The organism is Marinimicrobium sp. LS-A18 (genome assembly GCF_000463525.1).
In the GTDB taxonomy this organism is placed as follows: Bacteria; Pseudomonadota; Gammaproteobacteria; order Pseudomonadales; family Cellvibrionaceae; genus Marinimicrobium; species Marinimicrobium koreense.
The window spans coordinates 75,414-101,222 of sequence record NZ_AWEP01000007.1 but is presented as its reverse complement, the minus strand read 5'-3'; the positions used below and the strand labels follow the sequence as shown (position 1 = coordinate 101,222).

Annotated in this window: 17 protein-coding genes; 5 read left to right on the top strand and 12 right to left on the bottom strand. The window is 58.1% G+C overall.

All coding sequences use genetic code 11. From position 1 onward, the window contains the following. Positions 1-35: 35 nt before the first annotated feature. The gene (gene pssA / locus N645_RS0116205; RefSeq protein WP_051174506.1) at positions 36-938 is read right to left on the bottom strand and encodes a CDP-diacylglycerol--serine O-phosphatidyltransferase; all 903 of its coding nucleotides are present in this window, start codon (positions 936-938) and stop codon (positions 36-38) included. Positions 939-1,050: 112 nt separating this feature from the next. Next, positions 1,051-2,067, bottom strand: coding sequence for a ketol-acid reductoisomerase (gene ilvC, locus N645_RS0116200; RefSeq protein WP_024462564.1), 1,017 nt, complete (start codon positions 2,065-2,067; stop codon positions 1,051-1,053). A gap of 145 nt (positions 2,068-2,212) precedes the next feature. On the opposite strand from ilvC, the gene ilvY reads away from it, so the two are divergent. Then, the gene (ilvY, locus tag N645_RS0116195; RefSeq protein ID WP_024462563.1) at positions 2,213-3,088 is read left to right on the top strand and encodes an HTH-type transcriptional activator IlvY; all 876 of its coding nucleotides are present in this window, start codon (positions 2,213-2,215) and stop codon (positions 3,086-3,088) included. A 40-nt stretch (positions 3,089-3,128) separates the two neighbouring features. Here the strand turns inward: ilvY and N645_RS0116190 are convergent, their stop codons facing one another. From N645_RS0116190 to N645_RS0116165, 6 genes are all read right to left on the bottom strand, one after another. Next, the gene (locus N645_RS0116190) at positions 3,129-4,355 is read right to left on the bottom strand and encodes a glycoside hydrolase family 27 protein (protein ID WP_024462562.1); all 1,227 of its coding nucleotides are present in this window, start codon (positions 4,353-4,355) and stop codon (positions 3,129-3,131) included. Between the two features lie 215 nt (positions 4,356-4,570). Then, positions 4,571-5,884 carry a glycosyl hydrolase gene (locus tag N645_RS0116185; RefSeq protein WP_024462561.1) on the bottom strand — a complete coding sequence of 438 codons (1,314 nt, stop codon included), beginning with the start codon at positions 5,882-5,884 and terminating at the stop codon, positions 4,571-4,573. Between the two features lie 95 nt (positions 5,885-5,979). After that, a complete protein-coding gene (locus N645_RS0116180; RefSeq protein WP_024462560.1) occupies positions 5,980-8,613 on the bottom strand; it encodes a hypothetical protein in 2,634 nt (877 codons plus the stop codon). Positions 8,614-8,670: 57 nt separating this feature from the next. After that, on the bottom strand, positions 8,671-11,838 hold the full coding sequence (locus N645_RS0116175) for a TonB-dependent receptor (RefSeq protein ID WP_024462559.1): 3,168 nt from the start codon (positions 11,836-11,838) through the stop codon (positions 8,671-8,673). 380 nt (positions 11,839-12,218) lie between these two features. Continuing rightward, complete coding sequence (gene ilvN, locus N645_RS0116170; protein ID WP_024462558.1) at positions 12,219-12,710, bottom strand: acetolactate synthase small subunit; 492 nt, start codon at positions 12,708-12,710, stop codon at positions 12,219-12,221. 1 nt (position 12,711) lies between these two features. After that, positions 12,712-14,448, bottom strand: coding sequence for an acetolactate synthase 3 large subunit (locus N645_RS0116165; RefSeq protein WP_024462557.1), 1,737 nt, complete (start codon positions 14,446-14,448; stop codon positions 12,712-12,714). A 512-nt stretch (positions 14,449-14,960) separates the two neighbouring features. On the opposite strand from N645_RS0116165, the gene N645_RS0116160 reads away from it, so the two are divergent. Further along, the gene (locus tag N645_RS0116160) at positions 14,961-15,389 is read left to right on the top strand and encodes a DUF4124 domain-containing protein (protein WP_024462556.1); all 429 of its coding nucleotides are present in this window, start codon (positions 14,961-14,963) and stop codon (positions 15,387-15,389) included. 19 nt (positions 15,390-15,408) lie between these two features. On the opposite strand, the gene clpB is transcribed toward N645_RS0116160, so the two are convergent. The 3 genes from clpB to rluD form a co-directional block, all read right to left on the bottom strand. Beyond that, positions 15,409-18,054: an ATP-dependent chaperone ClpB gene (gene clpB / locus N645_RS0116155; protein WP_024462555.1), complete on the bottom strand. Its 2,646-nt coding sequence runs from the start codon at positions 18,052-18,054 to the stop codon at positions 15,409-15,411. Between the two features lie 96 nt (positions 18,055-18,150). Next, entirely contained in the window at positions 18,151-18,912 is a 762-nt protein-coding gene (gene pgeF / locus N645_RS0116150) for a peptidoglycan editing factor PgeF (RefSeq protein WP_024462554.1), read from the bottom strand. A 20-nt stretch (positions 18,913-18,932) separates the two neighbouring features. Further along, positions 18,933-19,880 carry a 23S rRNA pseudouridine(1911/1915/1917) synthase RluD gene (gene rluD, locus N645_RS0116145; RefSeq protein WP_024462553.1) on the bottom strand — a complete coding sequence of 316 codons (948 nt, stop codon included), beginning with the start codon at positions 19,878-19,880 and terminating at the stop codon, positions 18,933-18,935. Between the two features lie 149 nt (positions 19,881-20,029). Here rluD and N645_RS0116140 point away from each other — a divergent pair, with 149 nt between their 5' ends. Then, a complete protein-coding gene (locus tag N645_RS0116140) occupies positions 20,030-20,941 on the top strand; it encodes an outer membrane protein assembly factor BamD (protein ID WP_024462552.1) in 912 nt (303 codons plus the stop codon). 86 nt (positions 20,942-21,027) lie between these two features. Here the strand turns inward: N645_RS0116140 and N645_RS0116135 are convergent, their stop codons facing one another. After that, entirely contained in the window at positions 21,028-22,653 is a 1,626-nt protein-coding gene (locus N645_RS0116135; RefSeq protein WP_024462551.1) for an NAD+ synthase, read from the bottom strand. Between the two features lie 127 nt (positions 22,654-22,780). Here N645_RS0116135 and N645_RS0116130 point away from each other — a divergent pair, with 127 nt between their 5' ends. Next, positions 22,781-24,388 carry a PAS domain-containing sensor histidine kinase gene (locus N645_RS0116130; RefSeq protein WP_024462550.1) on the top strand — a complete coding sequence of 536 codons (1,608 nt, stop codon included), beginning with the start codon at positions 22,781-22,783 and terminating at the stop codon, positions 24,386-24,388. Positions 24,389-24,425: 37 nt separating this feature from the next. Then, the gene (locus tag N645_RS0116125) at positions 24,426-25,802 is read left to right on the top strand and encodes a sigma-54 dependent transcriptional regulator (protein ID WP_024462549.1); all 1,377 of its coding nucleotides are present in this window, start codon (positions 24,426-24,428) and stop codon (positions 25,800-25,802) included. Positions 25,803-25,809 lie beyond the last annotated feature (7 nt).

The following is a 25,809-nucleotide window of genomic DNA, read 5'->3' as shown; positions in this document are numbered from 1 at the left end:
GATCCGGGGCGCGCAAGTACTTTTTGAAAAAAATTTTACGGCTCCTTGCGCACCTCTTCGGGCGCACCCGCATCGCCGGATTGAGCGCTACCCTGAGCAGAGGATTCATCGCCTTCTTTACTGCTGTTTACCCACCCCACCAGAGAGGCCCGGCGCCGCCAGAGCCAGATGACCGGGCCCGACAGGCCATAGGTGACTGACATGCACAGCAGCACAACCGGCGGGTTGATGCTGACCACCACAAACACCCCCACCACCATCAACATGACCACAAAAGGCACCCGCCCGCGGAAGTCGATGTCCTTGAAGCTGTAGTAGCGAACGTTACTGACCATCAACAGCCCGGCGATGGTGGTGATCAGTGCCGAGGCGACCGCAACGGACACCGACACATCACCACTGTGGCCCGTCCAGACTATAGAGGCGAGAATGGCCGCCGACGGCGGGCTGGCCAGACCGACAAAGTACTTCTTGTCGACCACCCCTATCTGGGTATTGAACCGGGCCAGGCGCAAAGCGGCGCAAACGGCGAACACAAAGGCGGCCGCCCAGCCGAGCTTCCCAAGGTCCGACAGTGCCCAACTGAACATGACCAGAGATGGCGCCAACCCGAAGGACACCATGTCCGAGAGACTGTCGTATTGCTCACCGAACGCACTGGAGGTGTTGGTCAGCCTGGCTACCCGCCCATCCAGGCCATCCAGAGCCATGGCCACGAAAATGGCAATGGCCGCACTGTCAAAATTACCGTGCATCGCGGAAATGATGGCGTAGAAGCCCGCAAAGAGAGCCCCGGTGGTAAACAGATTGGGGAGAAAGTACACCCCACGGTGCCGCACCTTCTTACCGTTCTCGGAAACCTCCTCTACATGCTCGTCAAAGGGGAGAAAACCCTCATCCCCTTCCCGCAGCCGGGAGTCCTGATCATTGTTTGTCATAGCCACCTCAACACTGAATTTCCTGTCCCCATGGTACACGAAAGCCCGCTGCAGGTGATCCCGCAGCGGGCTGAACGAGTGCTCGGGGCCCGGAGGGCCCCTGCGCAAGAACTCAGTTCTTGGACTTGTCGATGATCTTGTTGGAGCCGATCCAGGGCATCATGGCGCGCAGGCGCTCACCGACCTGCTCGATCGGATGCGCCGCATTCAGACGACGACGGGCGGTCATCTCCGGGTAGTTCAGTGCGCCTTCGCTAATAAAGCGCTTGGCGTACTCACCGTTCTGGATGTTGCGCAGCGCCTGACGCATGGCTTCGCGCGACTGGTCATTGATGACCTGGGGACCCGTGACATATTCACCATACTCCGCATTGTTGGAGATGGAGTAGTTCATGTCGGCAATACCACCCTCGTACATCAGGTCGACGATCAGCTTCAGCTCGTGCAGACACTCGAAGTAGGCCATTTCAGGGGCGTAGCCGGCTTCGGTCAGGGTTTCGAAAGCCGCTTTGACCAGCTCTACGGTACCACCACACAGAACGGCCTGCTCACCGAACAGGTCGGTTTCAGTTTCGTCTTTGAAAGTAGTTTCGATGATGCCGGTCCGGCCGCCACCGATAGCCGAGGCGTAGGACAGCGCCACGTCTTTGGCCTTGCCCGAGGCATCCTGGAAGATGGCGACTAGGTCGGGGATGCCGCCGCCTTTGACGAACTCAGTGCGAACGGTGTGGCCCGGAGCCTTGGGAGCCACCATGATCACATCCAGGTCCTGACGCGGAACCACCTGGTTGTAGTGGATGGCAAAGCCGTGGGCGAAGGCCAGGGTAGCACCCTGCTTCAGGTTGGGCTCGATCTCGTCTTTATAGAGCGCGGACTGGAACTCGTCCGGGGTCAGAACCATGACGATATCGGCACTTTTAACCGCGTCGGCCACATTGGCCACTTTCAGGCCAGCGCCTTCGGCTTTTTTGACCGAGCCCGAGCCTTCACGCAGACCGACCACAACCTCAACACCGGAGTCCTTCAGGTTGTTGGCGTGCGCGTGGCCCTGGGAGCCGTAGCCCAGAATGGCCACTTTCTTGCCCTTGATGATGGAAAGATCACAATCTTTGTCGTAATAAACGTGCATGTTCATCTCCTGAATAGTCGCCCAAAGGCGGGGAACGATTGAATATCGGCCGGCAGTTTAAGGAAAAACACTCATAACGTAAAATGATATATTCGCAACTTGATATTGCATATAATGCAACATCGCTCAACGGCCGGAGATCCCGATGGATGCCACAAAGCTTCGCCTCTATCTGGCGCTCGCCTCTACACGCCACTTTGGCCGAGCCGCTACCCAGTGTCATGTCAGCCCCTCCACCATCAGCCGAAACCTGAAGCAGCTCGAAGAAGAGCTGGGTGTGACGCTGATGCTGAGGGATAACCGGTCGGTGAACCTGACGCCCGAGGGCGAACGATTTCAACGGTTTGCCCGGGAAAGCCTTCAACAATGGGAAACCTTTCAAGAAGCTCTGCACCAGGGCGCCGACGAGCTGCGCGGCCAACTGAGTATTTACTGCTCGGTGACCGCCAGCTACAGCTTTTTGCACGACTTGTTGACCCAGTTCCGGGGCAGCTACCCCGGCATCGCCATCAAACTGCACACGGGGGACCCCGCCCAGGCGGTCGAGCGGATTCTGGCGGGACAGGAGGATATTGCGATTGCCGCTCGGCCCGACCGTCTCCCGGGAAGCCTGGAGTTCAAGTCCATTGCCGAGTCACCTCTGGTGTTCATCGGCCCCGAGGACCCGGCGTTACTCTCCAACCAGGCCGGCTCCGAACAGGATTGGCGGCGCTGGCCGATCATCATCCCGGAGGAGGGTATTGCCCGGGAGCGCTTTGACGGCTGGTGCCGGGCACAACAGCTGACACCCGACATTTACGCCGAGGTCAAAGGCAATGAGGCAATCGTCAGCATGGTAAGCCTCGGTTTCGGTGTCGGGTTGGTGCCTGAGATCGTACTCAGAAACAGCCCCCTGCGCCAGCGGGTCAAACCGCTGCCGCAGCAACCGGACCTGGGGCCTTTCGAAACCGGCATCTGCGTGCTGCAAAGGCGGCTTAAAAGCCCTATTGTGTCAGCACTATGGGAACAGGTGGCGGGTTAACCCCCCGGAGCAGCTAACCCGCCACCAGCCATACAAAAATTTACCGCACTGGGGACAACCGCAACACCGCCACGTCATGTGCGGCCAGCTTTAACCGAAGCGGTTTACTCGTATCCCCCTCGCCATCTCGCCAAAGCCGACGCCAGGTGAACTGCTGATTGTGGAAGTTGATGTTATGGCCGAACTGATCATCCTTCACTTCAAAATGATGAGCCCAGTCGTGGGTATAGCTCAGCGGCGTATCCATGCGGTTCAGAAACATGAAGGCCCAGTCACCGCCTTCCAGCGGTTTTACATAAATCATCAGCTCTCCCTGATGAAGATACTTCATGGCCTGTACACCCAGAGGGTCCTGATTCAAAGCAATGATGTCTCGGTTCGTCAGAATGTCGCGTGTGGCATCACTCATGTTGCGCAGGTCGTTTCCGGCGATCAGCGGCGAGTTCAACATGGCCCACAGGGTGAAATGGCTGCGGTCCTGCGCCTCTGTCATACCGTTGCCCACTTCGAGCATATCGTAGTCGTTCCAATGACCTGGGCCCGCGTATTGACGCAGTCGCTCATCGGCACGCATATCGAGAATCTTCAGAACACCCCAGGATGACCAGGAACCCCAACTCAGCTCGCAATCCCAGCAGGGGTAGATGTCGCCACTGACCCGCCAGGAGTGCCCCACATCCTGCGCCCAATTCCAGGGCTGGTTGTCACCCCACTCACAGATACTGAACAGAATCGGTCGTCCGGCGCGGTTGAGCGCGTCGCGCATCGTAGTGTATGCGCCAATCGGGTTGATATTCTCGGTATCACACCAGTCGTACTTCAGGTAATCAATGCCCCACTCTGCGTAGGTACGCGCATCCTGATACTCGTAGCCTCGACTGCCCGGATAACCGGCGCAGGTGGTATTACCCGCATCGGAATAAATTCCCAGCTTCAATCCACGCTGATGCACATAATCGGCCAGGGCTTTCATTCCGGAGGGAAACCGCTCCTTGTTAACCTGAATATTGCCCTGAGCATCACGCTCACCGTGCCAACAGTCATCGATGTTAATGTATTCGTACCCCGCCGCTTTCAGGCCCGACTCCACCATGGCGTCTGCCATTTCCCGAATCATGGACTCGTCGACGTTACAATCGAACGTATTCCAACTGTTCCAGCCCATCGCTGGCGTATCGGCCAGGTGCGGAAACTTTTCGGCATTTGCGGCCAGCGATGCCCAACCAACCAGAAAGCCGGTAGCCCAGGTTAAAAGTGTACTTCTCATAATGATTACCCTTATCAAAATATACGATTTATCTTACTTTTAAAAATTTGCAATAAAACGCCCATCAAGCCTGATGCAATGCTCCGTTGAGGAACGGGTCGGCGCCAGGATCGAAAGACGAAAAATGAAACCAATGGTTTCCTTTTTGAAAAAGGTCTGAACGATCGTGTTCGCCCCCGGCCAGAAAACCCAGTCGGAAGCGAACCTAGGAAGGATCAGTGTTCGCTGTAAAAGTCCGGAAGCTCATCCAGAGTGATTACCAGCTCATGGTTGTAAACCTCAACTTTATGTGCATCTTCATTGTAGTACTCGCCCGTCCAGAAGTTACTGCTATTGGTAACACCTTCTTCACTGTCCCCGTCATTCCAGGTCACGAAATACAGCCACCAGGCGCCATCCTCCTTGATATTATCCGGGTGAGGAATCGTGCCATTTTCTGTCAAGGCAACCATCTTTTTTTCACTGTCCGGATACTCGACGGCTTCGTTGAATTTGGGGAGTTTGGAGCCGTAATCTTGCGCATCTCCGTAAATATCTTCACCAACAATATCCACGTATCGATCCCCCGGGTACCAATCAGCCGAGGCACCATTCCACACCCAAATCAGATTATTCAGTTCGTGATGATTCGTTAACCGATCGTACAAATACTTCCAGAGCGCTATCTGTGCGTTAGCAGGTTGGACGGAATCATCTCGGGTCGCCCCCCACCAGAACCAGCCGCCTGATGCCTCATGCAAAGGGCGCCAGAGGACAGGAACGTCAGCGTCCTGGAGAGCCTTCAACTCCTGTGCAATACGGTCGACATCAGCCTCCATCTGGGCGAACGCCTCAGACTCCCTATCAAGTTGATCGCCATCCATTGGTATTCTGAAGCCGGTGGATTCCGTATAGAACTCCAATGTTTCTCCAGACGGATCTCGCCAGTGCCAGTTGAACGTAACCAGCCCTCCCAGTTCCCAGTGCGCGATCGCCTCTTCGGTCTGCGTCAAACCAGACCACCCTTGCCCATCAGCTACGGTGTAGTTCATGAAGTCATAGCCCATGATCGCAGGGGCCAGCCCGGTGTCATTGACCACTCGCTGGAACATGTCGGTGGAATCTTTCCACGTCAAGTCTTGCTGACCTGACAGCACCTGCTTTCCGAAAACACTTTTCAGATAGCTGTAAACCGCCCGGGTTGTCTCGGTCGCATTGTCATTGACGAGACTCTCTGCAATATCCAGCTTTTCAACCGTGGGGGCGTTGGGGTCCATATCACCCATCTCGACAACGCAGATTTCTTCCTCCTGACTGATTACCTGCTGCCCCCAGCCATCGCCATCGAGATCGACCGATGCCTCCGGCTCAGTACAATAGGGGTATTCTCCTCCCTCAACCTCAACATAGGTCAGCGCCTCTCCTGGATCGTGTTGATTGGTATCGGGACCATCTTCAATAGCGGTATTACTACCACACCCCAGAATTCCTGCCGTAAAAGCAAGAATGGCTGCGGCACAGGTGTTACTTTCAAACAGATAGAGTTTCATTTGGTCTCTTCCAGTATCAACCCACTTGTACAGACAACAAAACATCGAACCAGAGCTCCCAATAACAGAGGGAGCCCTGATCCGGGTGCTCAGATCTATTCGGCCGCAGGAAAGCTGGCCGGAATGGAGGTCTCCATCAGACCACCTTTACCATGAACGACTTGCTCACCCCGATCCGTCAAATCCACGCTGGTCTCTTCAGAGTTGGACAGATCAAACCCGGCCGCGCTTTCCGAATTATCAATCCACGTCCAGGCCAACCAACTGAAGGGGGCGGAACGTTCGAACGAGGCAACATCCGCAAGCAAGTCATCTGCCACCAAGCCGCCTTCGACCATATCCACTTCCAGCCAATCCAACTGTTCCGCATAGTGGAAATCAATCAATTGGACCACTTCTTCCTCAACCTCCAACGGAATGTCACCCTCGATACGCATTTCTCCGACTTTGATTGGCGCATCGGGCATATCGCTGACGCCGAGCACCTGGAAACCAAAGTGTTGCGGGGTGCCATTGCGCTCAAAGCCTTCGGGCAACTCCATGACGAACTCTTTGGTCACCCACTCACCCGGCGTCAAATCCTCAATGGTCCAGACCGCGAGATTGGTGTGGTTGGACCAGTTAGCATCCTGAATGAACACACGGAATTCAAAGTCCTCCGGTGCCTGAGCGTAGGCCTCATCCAACTGCAGGGTCAGAGTCATCTCCAGGGTTTCACTATTGAGATTGAAGTTTTCCACCTCGTTCAGATTATTCTTCTGGACAGCGAAAGTGCGGTTGTTATCATCCGAGGTATCACCCGCCTCAGAGGGGCGCGGTGACATGACCAGAGCACCATCTTCCGCCGACACACTGACCTGCAGAGTATGCCAACCGAGCACCGCCCAGCCATCGGTTCCTTCGGTGAAATCAGACTGATACTGGGTACCCCACTCGAAGGCAACCTGCTCTTCAGGCAACCCAAGCACTGTGATGTTATCGAACAGAATCGGCTCAACACTGCCATTCAAGTTACCCATCTGGATCCCAAGGTCTGAGCCACCCGCCCACTCTGCCTCAAAGGTGAGAGTAGTCCACTCGCCGAACGTCACATCGCCGGCCCCCAAATAGTTTGCCGTCTGCCAGCCCGCGGTATTGGACAGGACAGTGAAGTAAAGCTCCTGACTGGCATCGCCGTAAGCCGCTGGCACCAAAACGTCGAGGGTAATTTCGACCTGCCCCGAGTAACTGACCCCGTCCATAGCACCTGATAGCGCCAACACTTCACCGTCCCCAGCTTCCCGGGTGAGAGCAAGAGCGCCATCCACTTCTGAAACGCCAGTTTGCGGATCCTCCCAGGACGCTGGTGCCCAGTCAGCAATACCATCATCGAAGGTCCATTCCCGCAACAACTCCGGGACAGACGCCTCGATGACTTTGATGTTGTCAATACGAAGCTCACCATTCACCTCGGGATTCTTGCCGTTGGCCACCAACTCCAGCCCGATTTTGGTGACACTGGAGGCATCAAAGCCGTCTTCTGCCCAGCCAAAGGAGCTATCGTCCTGAATAACTTTTTCCAGGCTTGACCAACCGTTGGCCCGCAGGCTAGCGGCTGAGTTCCACCCCAGGTTGGCGTAGCGCCCTTCACTATCCCGGAGGTACATCTGAAGTCCCATGACGCCCTCGCCTTCTGCGGCCTGCATGTAGTCCTCATCCAGATAGACCTCCATACTCACTTCCCGGCCAAGCACACTCATCGACTCCGGCAGCACTGCCAGATAACCGGCTTTGTCGTCTGGCGTCTGCCAATCGATGGGCAACTGAGCTGCTTTATCTCCGGCGGCCAAGATCATCAAGTCCTGGTGGCGGATAGCGTCCTCTTCCACATTGGCGTCACCGAATTCACTGACAACGACCGGTATACGCTCGCCCTTCAATAGCTCCATCGCCGATGCCATATCGTCCCGGTCACGCCAGCGCGATCCGAAAGCATGCACAGAAAGAACAATATTTTCCTCATCATCTGCGGCCAACAGCTCCCGCCCCCGATTACCAAGGAAGGCATGGTAATCCTGGCCACAGCCGGGCGCATCAATCACGATCGGGTTGCGGAATCCGGCCCGGCGCATCTGCCGGATGACGGCTTTGTAATTGTCAATGTAGATCCGATACCCCTGACTGTACGAATTGAAAATGCCGGTCGGTCCCCACTTGCTCGCCAGATTAAGCATAACGTGGGGCTGGAAGCGGTCTTGCACCAGCACCGGAACCCACTCGTTCAGCCACAGGTCGTTCACCGCCCCAAACAGAGCCTCATCATCGGCGGCACAGGCAACCTCGGGCTCCCAATAGGTCACTATTGCCACTAGGCCAGCATCGACCGCAGTGAGCAGCGCTGCCTCAAGCTCATCCGCTGTGGTGTCCGAGCGGAGTTGTAACCGCACCACATTAGAGCCCACCTCCTGAATGGAGGTGATACCATTGATTCGATCCAGCGGGTTATCGCCGTATTGAAGGTTTACACCGCGCAAAAGCACTGGTTCACCGGTGGCATCGAGTAACTGTGAGCCATCGGATGACAAAACCGGCGCATTCTCCGAAGGACGCGGGCGCCCCTCATCCCCTTGAACAGGTTCCGGTATCAGCTTGTGCTTTTCTGAATCCGGGGTGTCCAACATGCTACCGCCACAGGCTTGCAGGCCGAAGGCACAGGCGAGTAGCGCTATATAGCCAATTTGTTTTTTCATAATGAACTCCGAAATTATTCTTAGTCGGTTAAGCCTTTATTGATGTCAGCGCGATCGTTAAAACGAGAGGCTGACGCCGGCTGCATAACGGCGCTCCTGAACCCATAGCGAACGGAAATGATTGTCCCACTGGCCATAGCTGTGGCGGCTCTCACTGGTCAGATTGGTGCCGTTCAGGTATAGGCTTATGTTGTCGTTGATCCAGTAATTGACGGACAGGTCGAGGTAACCGGTTGGTTCAAGCCACTGCCCCATTTCCATGACGGCAGCGGTCGTATTGACTTCGAACCGCTCCATGTACTCTTCGCTTCGCCAGTTGTAGGCCGCGCGAACATTGAGCCCCCCTTTGTCGTACCACAGAATCAGGTTGGCCTGATGCTCGGAGTTAGAGGGCAGCGGAAACTTGTTCCCTTCCAGATCCGAGTATTGGGACTCGCTTTGCGAGTAGGTGTAGTTCGCTTCGATGCCCGTCGCACTGAGGTACTCCCCGGGCAAGAAAGTGAACGGCTGCTTATAGCCGACTTCTAGCCCGTATAAATCCGAGGCACCGGTGTTTCGCGTGGTCCAGATATTGGCGCGGCGACCGCGGTCGATACCATCAAGGTCTCGGAAGGAGCGCTGTTCCTGCCCCGGCTCTACGGCCGTTTCCACGTCAATCAGGAACAGGCTGGCACCCAAGATGGAGTTCTCGGCGAAGTACCACTCTGCCGCCGTGTTATAGACCCGGGCCCGCCAGGGCTCGATATCCGGACGCCCCTGATCTTCACCTCCTCCAACACAACCGACATCATCCTGTACCGGACCGGAGGGACCAACCACCATGACCGGCTCACCGTTTTCATCGGTTTTAGGGCAGCGCTGGTACCAGAGGTTCAAGCTGGCGCCGACGTTATCCAGATCATTTCGGGTCATAGTCTCAGCAAAGCCGAAACGAACGGTGACATCGTCTGTGGGAAACAGGTTGAAGTTGACTGAAGGCAACACATCGGTGAAGTCCACTTCATCGGTTTGCGTGCCGTAAACAAACGCAAGCTTCTGCCAGTCGTCATAGCCGATGGAATTGAACATATCGAGAACTTCCGGCACATCATTTCGGATGACCGTCCGATCGGTCTGAACCACTTTCACCCCGACATTGCCTGAGTAGGGGATACCGAAGAGTCCCTGATCGAAATTCTCGAAATTCACCTGTACGTGAGCGGAAGTACTGGCCTCTTCCACGTCGTAGCTGTAGCCGGGGTTTTCCACGGCCCGCACCTCGCCGTACAGACGTGTCATAAAATCATAGGGGCTGTCCCAGGCGTCGGGATTCAGAGCCGCTACGCCATTTTCAAACCCACCAATGGGGCCAAAATCGGTAAAGACGACGGTGTCGTCACCGCTAAACCCATTGTCCTGTAGACCACCGACCTCGACCAGGTTGATATTGGTTTCCGAAAAATCGAACTTGCGCCAGTCGGGGTAGCGTTGCCACACCAGATTGCCCGGGAGCAGCTTGTAGCGCAGGTCCGCGGGAACCCGCGGATCTTCCCAATCGGTATACCGTCCGGTAGCAGTCACATATTCGAATCGGTCGCTGCGTGCCTCCCGAATCCCGTGACGCAAGCCAACATCAATGGACTCGACCAGTCCCCAATCCAGACGCAAGTTTACATCCGCACGCACGACATCCAACTCCGCCTCAAGATTGCTCCCTTGAGCGAACCCTTGATACTGATCGAGAACCGCCGGATCGGCCAAACTGGGCCCCTGATAGTGGAACTCGGGATAATCCGGCCGATAGTCCACCGTTACACGGTAACCTTCCACCGGATCTTTGCCATCTTCACCATCCTCATCAATCCATAGCCAAGCCGGAGTTCCCTGCTGGAACGTCGCTTCGCGGGTCTGACTCTCTGCTTCACCGTGGACATAACGCACACTGGCGATCAGGTTGTCGTGATTGGTGTAGTTCAATTCCAGGTTGGTGTTGATGGCAGCGGTTTTTTCTATGTCGTTATCCGAGCGGGTCTGGAAGTCCGCCGCCCAGACATCCGCCACGGTGACGTAATACAAGTCATGATTGACAGTATTACCGGCGCCGTCCGGCACCCCAATGGTGGCTCCGTATTCAACCTGAGTGCGGGGTGAGTCCTGCACGACGTTGTACACATTCTCGCTAAAGACACCAGGCTCACCATTGACCTCAAACGACTGCGGAGTACTACCACCGTTAAAGCCGGCGCTGACCCCTCGATCGTATCGGTCCATACGGGTGTAGAACACATCACCCTTGAGAGTAAAATTATCGTTGAGCTCCCACTCCGCGCTGACGGTGCCGCCCGTGCGCTCACGCTCCATGAATTGACTATTGGCACTGTAACGGTCGGGGACAATGTACCAATCGTTCGGATTACCGGTGCCCGCCAAATCCGGGGCATTGTTTACCGGGTCTGGGCCCACGGGTAGCGGTGCCCCCCCCTGAGACTCCAGAAAGCCCAGACGATGGCCATTCCAGATGGAGTAGTTGGCCGCGTTGGAAATCGAGTGATTGAGGTTGGCGTAAATGGCCAGTCGATTATCAAAGTTGTAGCCCACCATGACGCTGGCACTGTGGTCCGGGTCGCGGGTGCCTTCCGTGCCATCGGCTTTCATTTCGTTTTTGGAGCGCTGACCCTGGGCCGCCTCCAGGCGCAGACGACTGGTCCACCCTTCATCCAGCGCCAGGGGCTTGAAGGTTCTCAGATCAACCACCCCAGATACCCCGCCCGAGAGCATGGAAGCACTTTGAGATTTGTACACATCCACGCCGCTCATCAGGCCGGCAGGGATGTCAGAGTAGTCCGGCTGAACGCCGGTAATGGATTGAGGACTGAGAAACTGTTCTCCATTGAGCGTGGTCAACACCTGAGGCATACCACGAATGTTCAGACTGGTGCCCTCATTGGCTTCTCGGGTGATCTGCACCCCTGTCACCCGCTGAAGTGAATCGGTAATGGTGGTATCGGGAAGGCGGCCAATGTCTTCCGCAACAATGGAGTCGACAATACGATCAGAGTCGCGCTTGATATCAATGGCCATGGACTGAGAAGCCCGTACGCCGCGCACGATGACCTCTTCGAGATGGCCACTTTCCTCGTCACCACCGGTTTGCTCTTGGGCCTGCAACCCCACACTACTCAGTGCGCAGCCGATGGCCAATGCCAAAGCGGTTTTCTGCGAACCATACCCTCTGCGTTTGATCATGCTGAGATTCCTCTTATTACTTTTATTAACGTTATTGACTGGGCGAAAGCCGGTCGCCTTCGGAGTGATTCCGAGCCGGTGAGTGGGCCGATGACGCCACAACTCAGGGTTTCTTTATAGTCGGGAGCCCCCTTTATTCTCTGTAACCGGTTCCAAACTGAAGGCAAAAATAAGCTCCCTGAGAGAGCAGGAAGCTATTAGGATCTGTAACCGATTACAAATAGCCTAGCCCAAATACTTTTTGGTGGCAACCAAAAAAAGAAGGGGTGGGTATTTTTTTCGGTACGATTTGGTCTAAAAAGGGAGGGAGTTTATAACGAAAGCCGTCAATACCGCGTCACAGCACTTTGATCCGGCACCCTCCCTGGCGCCAATCGAGGCTACAGACTCAGTACTTTTTCACCGCGGGAGATACCCGACACACCAGAGCGCACCACTTCCAGAATGGACGCTTCGCCCACGGCCTGGAAGAAGGCGTCCAGTTTGTCGCTGGTGCCGGTGATCTGGATGACGTACAGCGAGCTGGTGACATCGACGATCTGGCCACGGAAGATGTCCACACAGCGCTTCACTTCTGCACGCTGGGCACCGGAGGCCTTGACCTTGACCAGCATCAGCTCACGCTCAATGTGGGCGCCTTCGGTCAGATCCACCAGTTTGACCACATCGATCAGCTTGTTCAGGTGCTTGGTGATCTGCTCAATCTTGTGATCATCCCCGATGGTGGTCAACGTCAGGCGAGACAGGGTCTCGTCTTCGGTGGGGGCCACCGTCAGGGTTTCAATGTTGTAGCCGCGCTGGGAAAACAGCCCGACCACCCGGGACAGTGCGCCCGGGGCGTTTTCAATCAATACCGAAATAATACGTTTCATGTCAGGTACGCTCCGTCTTGCTCAGCCACATGTCGCGCATGGACCCATTGGGGGCAACGTGCATGGGGTATACGTGCTCGCTTGGGTCAACCTGGATGTCCATAAACACCACCCGGTCTTTCATGGCGAAACACTCTTCCATCTTGGCTTTTAGGTCTTCTTTGCGCTCCACGCGGATGCCGACATGCCCGTAGGATTCCATCAGCTTGACGAAATCCGGCAGAGTCTCCTCGTACAGTGATTCGGAGTAGCGGCTTTCGTACTGCATATCCTGCCACTGCTTGACCATACCCAGGGCATGGTTATTCAGGCAGATGATTTTCACCGGCAGGTGATACTGGGTACAGGTCGCCAGTTCCTGGATGCACATCTGTATGCTGCCTTCCCCGGTCACGCAGGCGACCACCGCATCGCGGTGCGCCATCTGTACGCCCATGGCCGCCGGCAGGCCGAAGCCCATGGTGCCCAGGCCGCCGGAGTTGATCCAGCGACGCGGTTTGTCGAACAGATAATACTGGGCGGCAAACATCTGGTGCTGACCCACGTCAGAGGTGACGTAGGCATCGCCCCCGGTCACTTCGTACAGCGCCTTGATCACATCCTGAGGCATGATCTTGTCGCCGTCGGTGTTGTAGCGCGGTGCGGTATAAAGACCGTGACGGGTGCGCCACTCGTCAATCTGCTTCCACCAGGCCTTGATCGCATCGGCGTCCGGCTGCTCTTTGCTCTCTTTGACCATGGCCAGCATTTCGGTCAGCACGCTCTCCACCGAACCCACGATCGGCACATCGGCGGCAACCGTTTTGGAAATGGAGGCCGGATCCACATCAATGTGGATGATCTTGGCATTGGGGCAGAACTTGCTGACGGTGTTGGTTACCCGGTCGTCAAAGCGTGCGCCCACGGCGAGAATGACATCGCTGTGATGCATGGCGGTATTGGCTTCAAAGGTGCCATGCATGCCCAGCATACCCAGGAACTGGCGGTCGGAACCCGGGTAGGCCCCCAGCCCCATCAGGGTGTTGGTGACCGGGAAGTTCAGACGTTTGGCCAGATCGGTCAGCAAATCGGAACCATTACCCTGAATAACACCACCACCGGCATAAATGACCGGACGCTTGGATTCCAGCAGCAATTGGACGGCTTTGCGAATCTGCCCGGTGTGCCCGCGAGTGGCCGGATTGTAGGAGCGGATCTTGACCTTTTCCGGGTACTCGTAGGGGAAGGTCTCACCGGGCGCCGTGATATCTTTGGGGATATCAATGACCACGGGGCCGGGACGACCGGTTGAGGCAATGTAGTAAGCCTTTTTGACGATTTCCGGAATCTCGCTCGGATGCTTGACCATAAAGCTATGCTTTACGATCGGTCGTGACACACCCACCATGTCCGTTTCCTGAAACGCATCTTCACCAATGCGCTCAGAGACCACCTGACCGGAAATGACCACCATCGGAATCGAGTCCATATAGGCGGTGGCAATACCGGTAATGGCATTGGTCGCACCGGGGCCGGACGTCACCAGCACTGTGCCCACCTGACCGGTCGCACGCGCATAGGCGTCCGCCGCGTGGGTGGCCGCCTGCTCGTGACGGACCAGGATGTGCTTGACGTCTTTCTGCCGAAATATGGCATCGTAAATATGCAGGGCCGCACCGCCCGGGTAACCGAACACGTGCTTGACGCCTTCGTCCCTCAGGGAGCGAATCAGCATATCTCCGCCTGATAGCATTTCCACTGGGTAACCTCTCAAATAACCATGAATGTATGAACTCAGGGGTCGCAACAACCACAAACCACGAAGCCACGGCCTGCCCGCCCTTCGGATCGGGAGCTGTGCTTCTCTGAATCGAGTCAGTCTTGGGATTCCCCGACCTCCCGCGCGGGTAGCAATTGCGGGCTGGCTCTGGGCAGGCGGCGTAGGTTAACGCGCCTTCGCGGCTGCGGATGGTTCGGGGGCCGGGTCGGCCTCCGGTGTAGAGTACGGCACCGAGGTTGTCGGCTGGCTCTACACGCCATCGTGCGAACTTGCTATTGTTCGGAAAATGCTCCGGAAAGTCAAGAGTAAACAGGGACTTGGGGGATAAGTTCACAAATCGGGGACAAGTTCAGCCGCTGGCGCGGGACACACCTTTCTCGACGGGGCCCACCGGGCTATAGTGTATCCATGATACATGCGGCGCGAGGCCATGAGCGCAGGATGGCTTTTACCGGCCCACTACCGCCGCCCGCCAACGAAGGGAGCCCAACATGAAACACCCGCTTCTGGCCGTGCTGGCCATCACGCTCTGCGCCACCCCACTGACGGCGCTGGCCGATCAGGTTTACCGCTGGGTCGATGATGACGGGGTAACGCATTTTACGTCTCATCCGCCCAAAGGGCGTCCATCGGAAACTCTGCGCACCCAGACAGGCCACAGCGAACCGGTGGATTACTCCAGCCAGTATCCACGCCCCGAACCCGAGCAGCCGGAACCGCAATCCGCCAGCAATGCCGGACAACCTTCTCAACAGGAGCTGGACGAAGCCTGTCAGCGGGCCCGGCAGAACCTGGAAACCCTGGAGCGGGGAGGCCGGATTGCCGTAGAGACCGAGGACGGCAGTCGGCGTTACCTGGGCGAGGAGGAGCTGTCCGAACGGGCGGAAACCGCCCGCCAGATTATGGACCGAGCCTGCTGAAGCAACTCCGAGCGCGCACTCAGTGGAGCGCGCGCTTCTCGAAGCTCAAGCGGTCGCCCTTGAGCACCGCATGGATATTATCCCCCGGCACAAAGCGCCCCTGAAGAATATCCTGGGCCAGCGGGTTTTCGATCTGCTGCTGGATGGCCCGCTTGAGTGGCCGGGCACCGTAGACCGGATCGAACCCGGATTCGGCCAGTTTATCCATCACCGCATCGTCCAGACTCAAGGTCAGATCCCGCTCCGCAAGACGCTTGCGCAGCAAGCTGAGCTGAATATCGGCAATGCCGCGAATCTGCTCACGACCCAATGGGTGGAACACCACCACTTCGTCTACCCGGTTGATGAACTCCGGCCGGAAGTGACGTCCCACCACCTCCATGACGGCGTCTTTCATGGCCGCATAGCGGTTTTCATTGCCCAAGGAGTCTCCGGTTTTCTCTTCGTCGAAGCTCACGGTGTCGTAAGAGCGATCTTCCGCCAGGTCCTGAATGCGATCCGAACCGAGGTTGGAGGTCATCACGATCACGGTATTGCGGAAGTCCACGGTCCGGCCCTGGCCATCGGTGAGGCGGCCATCTTCCAGCACCTGCAACAGGATGTTGAACACATCCGGGTGGGCTTTTTCCACCTCATCCAATAACAGGACCGAGTAGGGACGACGGCGCACCGCTTCGGTGAGATAACCGCCCTCTTCATAGCCCACATAGCCCGGGGGCGCACCGATCAGGCGAGCCACGGAGTGCTTCTCCATGAACTCGGACATGTCGATGCGCACCATGGCCTCCTGGCTGTCGAACAGGAACTCCGCCAGGGACTTACACAGCTCGGTCTTACCCACCCCGGTTGGCCCGAGAAACAGGAAAGAGCCGTTGGGGCGGTTCGGGTCCGAGAGGCCGGCCCGGGAACGACGCACCGCATTGGCCACGGCGACCACCGCTTCGTGCTGACCGATCACCCGCTGGTGCAGAGCATCCTCCATCCGGATCAACTTGTCCCGTTCGCCCTCGAGCATTTTAGAAACCGGGATGCCGGTCCACTTGGAGACCACTTCTGCAATCTCCTCATCGGTCACCCGGTTGCGGAGCAGTTTCATTTCCATCATTTCGACCTGGCTGGCCATATCCAGCTGCTTTTCCAGCTCCGGAATGACGCCATACTGCAGTTCCGACATGCGGGCGAGATCGCCCGCTCGGCGCGCCGCCTCCATGTCCAGCCGGGCCTGCTCCAGGTTGCTTTTGATCTCATGGGAGCCCTGCAGCGCGGCTTTTTCCGCACGCCAGACTTCGTCGAGATCGACATACTCACGCTCGAGCCGGTCGATATCCGACTCGATTTTTTCCAGGTGCTTTTTACTCGCCTCGTCCTCGTCCTTTTTGACCGCCTCGCGCTCAATTTTGAGCTGGATAAGACGCCGCTCCAACCGGTCCATCTCCTCCGGCTTGGAATCAATTTCCATCCGGATACGACTGGCCGCCTCATCGATCAGGTCAATGGCCTTGTCCGGCAGTTGCCGGTCGGTGATGTAGCGCTGGGACAGTTTGGCGGCAGCGATAATGGCCGAATCGGTAATGTCCACGCCGTGGTGGACTTCGTAGCGCTCTTTCAGGCCCCGCAGAATGGCGATGGTATCGGCCTCACTCGGCTCGTCCACCAGCACTTTCTGGAAGCGACGCTCCAGTGCGGCATCTTTTTCGATGTACTGGCGATACTCATTCAGCGTGGTGGCCCCAACGCAGTGCAGTTCGCCGCGGGCGAGTGCCGGTTTGAGCATATTGCCCGCATCCATGGCGCCTTCGGCCTTACCGGCCCCCACCATGGTGTGCAACTCGTCGACAAACAGAATGACCTGCCCCTCTTCCCGGGCCAGCTCTTTGAGCACGGACTTCAGGCGCTCTTCAAACTCGCCACGGAATTTGGCACCCGCCAGCAGGCTGCCCAGATCCAGCGACAGGAGACGTTTGTTCTTCAGGCCTTCGGGCACCTCGCCGTTGACGATTCGCTGGGCGAGCCCTTCCACGATGGCGGTTTTACCGACACCGGGCTCACCAATCAGTACCGGGTTGTTTTTGGTACGGCGCTGCAGGACCTGGATGGTCCGGCGAATTTCATCGTCCCGGCCAATCACCGGATCCAGCTTGCCCGCTTCAGCCCGGGCGGTCAGATCCAGGGTGTATTTTTCCAGCGCCTGGCGGTTGCCCTCGGCGTCGGCATCGTCCACGGTTTCACCGCCGCGGACTTTCTCCACGGTCTGCTCCAGGCTGGTGGCGTCACCAAACTGTTTGAGCAGTTTGCCCAACTGGCTCTCGCCATCGAGCATGGCGGCCAAAAGGACCGACTCGCTGGAGACAAATTTGTCACCAGCTTTCTGGGCGCGACGATCGGCCAGATTGAGCAAGCGGCCGAGCTCCTGGGACATGCCCACATCGCCGGTGGGATTCTGCACCTTGGCCAGGTTCTCCAGTTGCTTGGCCAGCTCATTGCGCAGGCCGGTCATATTGAAACCGGATTGCGCCAGGAGCGAGCGAGCCGTGCCGCCCTGTTGATCCAGAAGCGCCTGGAGCAGGTGGTAGGATTCCAGCTGACTATGATCCCGGCCCACCGCCAGGGACTGAGCGTCAGACAACGCGGTTTGCAGCTGGTTGGTCAATCGATCAATGCGCATGGGTGTGCCTCAAGAATAGTCATTACTGATAACCAAGTATGGTTAAAAGAATGGGGGCACACCCCGAAAAAGCAAGGCGCGAGGCCGCGCTTTGTATCAGGGGTTGATCCAGATCAAGCTGGCCATCCGGCCGGTGTCGCGATCCCGGCGATAAGAATAAAAGCGCTCACGGTCGCGGTAGGTGCAGAAATCACCGCCGTAAACGGCGGTCACCCCCAGCGCCTCAAGCTCGGCACGAGCCAGGGCATACAAGTCGCCCTGAAAATGCATCGGCTTCTGACCGGGCTGGAAGGCCCGCGCAATGGCTTCGTTGTGGGCTTCATTGCGCGCCTGTTCAAAAAACGCCTCCAGCACTTCCACCCCCACCTCAAAGTGGGGCTGAGACAGCGCGGGACCGAGGTAGGCCAGCAACTGCGCCGAGGGTTCACTAAAACGTGCCACTGCCGCGGCCAGTACGCCCTGGGCCAAGCCCCGCCAGCCGGCGTGCACCGCCGCAACTCGCGTGCCCTGCTGATTGCACAGCAGCACCGGCAGACAATCCGCGGTAAGCACCGCACAGGCCAGTCCGGGCTGTTTCGTATGACAGCCATCGGCGGTCAAGACCCGGCCATCGTCCTGGGCCTCGACCACCGCCGTGCCATGAATCTGCTCCAGCCATTGAGGTTCGCGCTCCAGTCCGAGCTCCGCCTGCAGCAGAGCACGGTTGCGCTGCACCGCCGAGGCGTCATCCCCGACGTGCTGCGCCAGGTTGAACTGAGCGTAGGGGCCCTCGCTCACGCCCCCCTGGCGGGTGGTGATGGCGGCCCGCACGCGCTCCGGGGCGGGCCAGTCGGGGCGGATAAGCTCGAGCTCGGACATAGCAGTCTCCGGTGATTGACTCAGCCGGCCCGAAGGGCGGCCAGCAAAGATTGGAAGTCGTCGGGCAAGGGCGCGGTCCACTCGCGGTACTCCCCGGTACCAGGGTGCTCCAGCCCCAGCCGGGCCGCGTGCAGCGCCTGACGGGGGAAGCTTTTCAGCTGGTGAATCAGCTCATCACTGGCGCCCTTGGGAATTTTGAAGCGCCCGGCATAGGTGGCATCACCGACCAAGGGGTGGCGGATATGCGCCATATGTACCCGGATCTGATGGGTGCGGCCGGTCTCCAGCTTGACCCGAATATGGGTGTGGGCCTCAAAGCGTTCCTGCAGCCGATAGTGGGTCACGGCCCGCTTGCCGCCGCGCTCCAGAACGGCCATTAGTTTGCGCTGGCGCGGGTGGCGACCAATGGGCGCATCTACGGTACCACCACCGGTCATGGTGCCAATGGCCACCGCCTCGTATTCGCGGCTGACAATGCGCTCCTGCAACTGCTCTACCAGGTCGGTGTGGGCCGACAGCGTCTTGGCCACCACCATCAGGCCCGTGGTGTCTTTATCCAGACGATGCACGATGCCCGCCCGGGGCACCCCTTCCAACGCCGGGCAGTGATGCAGCAGTGCGTTCAGCAGGGTCCCGGTGTGATTGCCCGCCGCCGGGTGCACCACCAGTCCGGCGGGCTTGTTGATCACCAGCAGATCGTCATCTTCATAAACAATGTTCAGCTCGATGGCCTCGGGCTCCCATTCTCCCTGCGCTTCGAGCTCCGCCTCCAGGCGCAGGGTCTCCCCGCCCAGCAGGCGCTCCTTGGGCTTGGCAATACGTCCGTCCAGGGTCAGTTGGCCGTCCTTTATCCAGGATTGGAGCCGGGCCCGGGAGAATTCAGGGAACAACCCCGAGGCGACCTGGTCGAAGCGCATGCCGGCCATATCCGGGGGCACACGGGTAGTCTGTTGCAATTGATCCGCCATGGGGCGTGATTACCTCTATCGAGTGCGAGGGTGCGCGGTCCCATCGGGGCGCTTTGGTATACGCACGCTCTGTGTTTTAATAGCCCGCTGCTCCAGTGGGCCGGTACGGAGCCCACTGACTTTTGAATCGTGAACGAGTTTTGAATCCTATGCGAGTCCTGCAACTCCTACTGCTCGGCGGCCTGTTGGCGCTGATTACCGCCTGCTCCAATACCGATCGCGAGCCAGAGTATACCAGTGAGGCCGATCTTTACGAGGCCGCGCAGGCGCAAATGCGCCGCAGCCAGTGGGAAACCGCCATCAGTAACCTGCAATCACTGGAAGAGAACTTCCCGTTTGGCACCTATGCCGAGCAGGCCCAGCTGGAGCTGATTTACGCCTACTACCGCTCCGGCGACGCCGACATGGTATCGGCCACGGCCGACCGATTCATCCGTCTTCACCCCCAGCACCGCAATGTGGACTACGCCTATTATATGAAAGGGCTCAGCTCCTTTACCGAGGGTCGTGGCATGTTCGAGCGGGTGCTGCCGACGGACCTCACCCAGCGCGACCCCGGCGCCGCACGGGACTCCCTGGACCACTTCGCCCAATTGCTCACCCGCTTCCCGGACAGCATTTACGCCTCGGACGCCAAGCGCCGCATGCTGTACCTGCGCAACCTGCTGGCCCGCTACGAAATTCACGTGGCCAACTACTATTTCAAACGCGGCGCCTATGTGGCGGCCACCAACCGTGGGCGCTACGTACTGGAAAACTTTGATACCACCCCCGCCGTTCCCGATGCACTGGCAGTGATGGTGCAGGGCTACGAACTGCTGGATATGCCGGAGTTGTCCGCCCAGATGCTGGATATCCTCAAGCTGAACTACCCGGACCACCCGGCGCTGAATGACGATGGTTCTTTTGACTTCCAGTACAGTTCGGATGAGGGCGATCGCAGCTGGCTGAGCCTGATCACCTTTGGCTTGTTCGACAAGAGTGAGCCACCGGGCTTTGATACCCGGGAGCTTTATAATCCGGAATATCAGGACGCGCCGCAGCCGCCTTCAGGGGTTTGATGGCTGTATTCGTGTGACCATGTCGGGTTACGCGCTGGGCGCTAACCCGACCTACGGGAAAGCGCCCGCTCTTACCGTCAGTTTTCTTACTCTCCCAACTTCCATCCGGACGTAATAGGATAACGCCGATCGCGGCCGAAGCCACGCTGGGTGATGCGTACGCCAATCGGCGCCTGCCGGCGCTTGTATTCATTGATGTCCACCAGACGGACCACGCGCTCAACATCCTCCCGCGCAAAGCCCCGGGCAATAATGGCCTCGGCACTGCAATCCTGTTCCACATACAACGCCAGTATCTGATCCAGCACCTCGTAAGGCGGCAGGCTGTCCTCATCCTTCTGATCCGGCGCCAACTCGGCGGACGGTGGGCGGGTAATGACGGACGGGGGAATCACCTCGCCCTGTTCGTTGCGATGCCTGGACAGCTCAAACACCAGGGTTTTGGGAACGTCTTTGAGCGCATCGAACCCGCCGGCCATATCGCCGTACAGGGTGGAGTAACCGACCGCGAGCTCACTTTTGTTGCCCGTGGTCAGCACCAGGTCGCCCCGTTTGTTGGACCAGGCCATCAGCAGGACGCCTCGACAGCGGGCCTGCAGGTTTTCCTCGGTGGTATCCCGTTTGGCCCCCTCGAAGACGGGATCCAGGGTCGCCATAAAGGCCTCGTACATCGGCTCGATACTGAGCGAGTGATAACGCACACCCATGCGGCGGGCCTGTTCGGCGGCGTCGGTCTGGCTCAGCTCCGAGGTATATCGAAACGGCATCATGATGGCCGTTACCCGCTCCGGACCCAGGGCATCCACGGCAATGGCCAGCGTCAGGGCCGAGTCGATGCCGCCGGACAGGCCCAGCACCACGCCTTTGAAACCATTCTTGTTCACATAATCCCGCGTACCCGTCACCAGCGCCTGATACACGGAGTCCAGGTCCTGCTGCTGGGGAGCCAGCGCCTGATGGGCCATATGGACCGAGCCATCGTGCCAGTTGGCCTGCAACAGTTCCAGCGACTCCTGCCAGGCGGGCAGGCGCCGGCACAGGTCGCCCTGGGCGTTCACCGCCACCGAGCCGCCGTCGAATACCAGCTCGTCCTGGCCGCCCACCTGATTGACATAAACGATGGGCATATGCCCTTGCCTCGCGCGCTCGGCCAGCAACTGCTCCCGCTCACGCGGCTTGCCTTTGTGGAAGGGCGAGGCATTCAGATTCAGCATCAACTTGGCGCCCGCGTCCCGGGCCTGTTCCACCGGTCCGGGCTGCCAGATATCCTCACAGATGGTCAGCGCCGTCGGCACCCCCTTGAGGTCAAAGACACAGGCGCTATCACCCGGTACAAAGTAGCGCACCTCATCGAACACCTGGTAATTCGGCAGGCACTGTTTGGCGTACTCGCACACCAACTGCCCCCGAGCAACCACGCCGGCCATATTGAACACCCGGCCCGCCACCACCTTGGGATACCCGAGCACCAGCACAATATTCAACTCGGCCTGTTTCAACTGGTCCAACGCGCGATCGACACGCAGTGCGAGGCTTGGCCTCAGCAGCAGGTCCTCCGGCGGATAGCCCGACAGGGTCAGCTCCGGGAAGACAATGACATCCGCCCCCTGGGCCTCCGCCCGACGGGCCTGTTCCAGAATCCGCTCGGCATTGCCGGGGATATCCCCGACCAGCGGGTTGATCTGGGCCATTGCGATACTCAAACTTGACATAAAGGGGCCTGCATCCTGATAAACTGCGGAAAAACGACGCGTATTGTCCGCCAATTGCGGATTCGACGCAAAGCGATAATATCCGACCCCGATCGGTCAGACTCACAGCCAAGGTACCCTGTCCCCCATGCCCGTCAACGACAACCCTGTCATGGCCCGCGTATCCAGCTACAGCAATTACGACCTGCTGAGGGTATACACCTACTATCGCACGCTGCTGGGCAGCCTGTTGCTGCTGATGTTTCAGGGCAATATTGCACCCAATATTCTCGGCAACGACCACCCGGACGTCTTTCTCTATACCTCGATCATCTATACCAGCATCAACATCATCACCCTGGGCCTGCTGTGGCGGGTGAAATTTCTGCCCTCCAATCAGCAGAGCTTTATTCTTCTGGTTCTAGACGTGGCGGCCATTGCGCTGATGATGTACGCCAGTGGCGGTGCTTTGAGCGGCCTGGGTTACCTGCAGTTGGTGGTCGTGGCGGCTGGCGGCATGCTGCTGCCCGCGCAGTTGGCGATTCTGCTGGCGGCCCTGGCCAGCATCGCCGTGGTGGGCGAGAGCATCACCCGGCTGTGGTTGCTGTCGATCGACAACCGTACTCTGTTCTCCGCCGGCACCCTGGGCGCCCTGCTCTTCACCACGGCCCTCACCTTCCAATATCTGGCTCGGAAGATCCGCACCAGCAGTCAGGAGGCACTGGCCCAGGCCCGGCAGGCACAGCACCTGCAACGCCTGGCTCAGTTGATTGTGGAGCGCATGCGGACCGGCATCGTTGTTCTGGGGGGGAACCAGTCCGTTGAATTGATCAACCACTCTGCCGCCGAGCTGCTGGGCGTGCGCGAGACACCCGGAACGCTCGATGACATTCCCCTGCTCAAAAATCAATTTGACCAGTGGCAAACCGACAGTCGCACTTCATCGGTTGTGGCTACGGATCAGTCGTCCAATAACGAGCTGAAAATCAACTTCGCGGCGCTGGATCCGAGCACCGCCTCAGAGACCCTGGTCTTTGTCGAAGACAACCGCCTGATTGCCCAGCAGGCTCAGCAGCTCAAGCTCGCTTCCCTGGGCCGATTGACCGCCAGCATCGCCCACGAGGTACGCAACCCCCTCGGCGCCATCAGCCACGCCAGCCAACTGCTCAGCGAATCGGATCAGCTCACCGGCGGCGACCAGCGCCTGCTTCAGATCATCGATAATCACAGCAAGCGGGTGAACCAGATCATCGAGAATGTTCTTCAGCTTTCGCGCCGCCGCAATGCGCGGCCCGAGCAGGTCATACTGAACGATTGGCTCCAGCACTTTACGGAAGAATTCCGCTCCGGCCAGCCCAATCCGTGCACACTTGAATTATCTCTTGATCGTGCTGACATTGGAGCCAAGTTTGACACGGGTCAGCTCCATCAGGTGCTGACCAACCTGTGCGACAATGGCTTGCGCTACAGTGAGGCCATTACGGGAGAGCGCCGGGTCAGGATTGAGGCGGGCATAGAAGCGCGTAACCAGCAGCCTTTCATCAGAGTCATTGACTGGGGGGAGGGTATTGATGAGGAGCGTCGCAGGCATATTTTCGAGCCGTTTTTTACTACGGAAAGCACCGGCTCGGGCCTCGGACTGTTCATCTGCAAGGAGCTTTGCGAAGCCAATCAGGCTTTAATACACTATGAACGCACGTCCGATGGACTCAGTGCATTCCACATTCAGTTGGCACACCCGGACCGGGCACTTTAATGGCCGACACCGACAGACTCTCTGACACAGGTTTTCTATGAGTAATCAACGCGTTCTGGTTATTGATGACGAGCCCGATATCCGCGAGCTGCTGAATATCACCCTCGGGCGGATGGGCATTGAGGCCGACTGCGTGGAAAACCTGACGTTGGCCAAGGAGCGCCTTGCACAGTCCCAGTACGACCTATGCCTGACAGACATGCGCCTACCTGACGGGAACGGTCTGGAACTGGTGGAATTCATTCAGCAGGAATATCCCCGGTTGCCGGTCGCGGTGATTACGGCCCACGGCAGTATTGATACTGCCATTGAGTCCATGAAAGCCGGCGCCTTTGACTTTGTGTCCAAGCCCGTCGATCTGACTGCACTACGCAAGCTGGTCAGCAGCGCCATCCAGTCCAGCCAACTGCCCCCCATGCCGCTGCCGGCCGAGTGTCCGATTATTGGCCAATCCAAAGCCATTCAGCATCTGATCGCCAGTATTCAGAAACTGGCCCGTTCCCAGGCGCCGGTGTATATTTCGGGCGAGTCCGGGGTGGGTAAAGAGCTGGTGGCCCGCTCCATCCATAAACTGGGACCACGCGCCGACGGTGAGTTCGTGGCGGTCAACTGTGGTGCCATTCCCCGGGAGTTGATGGAGAGCGAGTTTTTCGGTCACAAGAAAGGCAGTTTCACCGGCGCCCACCAGGATAAGGCGGGTCTGTTTCAGGTTGCCGAAGGCGGCACCCTGTTTTTGGACGAGGTGGCGGACCTGCCGCTGGACATGCAGGTCAAGTTGCTGCGGGCGATTCAGGAAAAAGCGGTGCGCCCCGTCGGCGGACAAAACGAAATCCGCACCGATGTACGTATTCTCTGTGCCACCCACAAGGCGCTGGATCAGGAAGTGCTGCAGGGCCGCTTCCGTCAGGACCTGTTTTATCGGCTTAATGTCATCCAGCTAAGGGTTCCACCACTGAGGGAGCGCCGGGAAGACATCGCCATGCTCGCCCGCCACATACTCGAACAGTTGGCCCGAGAGGTCAATTTCCCCACGCCGCAGCTGAGCCAACCGGCCATGAAACAGCTCTGCGAGTATCATTTCCCGGGGAATGTCCGGGAGCTTGAAAATATTCTGGAACGAGCGTTTACGCTCTGTGAAAGCCAGGTCATCGACCCGGTTGATCTGCACCTACCAGATAATACCGACCCGATGGGTAACGGCCTGGAACCCGCCAATGACGGCGCAGGCAACCATGTCGCCCGCTGCGCGGAGTACCCTTCTCTGGATCATTATCTTCAGGAAGTCGAAAAAGATATCCTGTGCAATGCACTCGAGCAGGCCAAATGGAATAAAACCCAAGCGGCAAAAAACCTGGGCATCAGCTTCCGGTCATTGCGCTACCGGCTACAGAAACTGGGGCTGGACGACGACTGACTCGCCG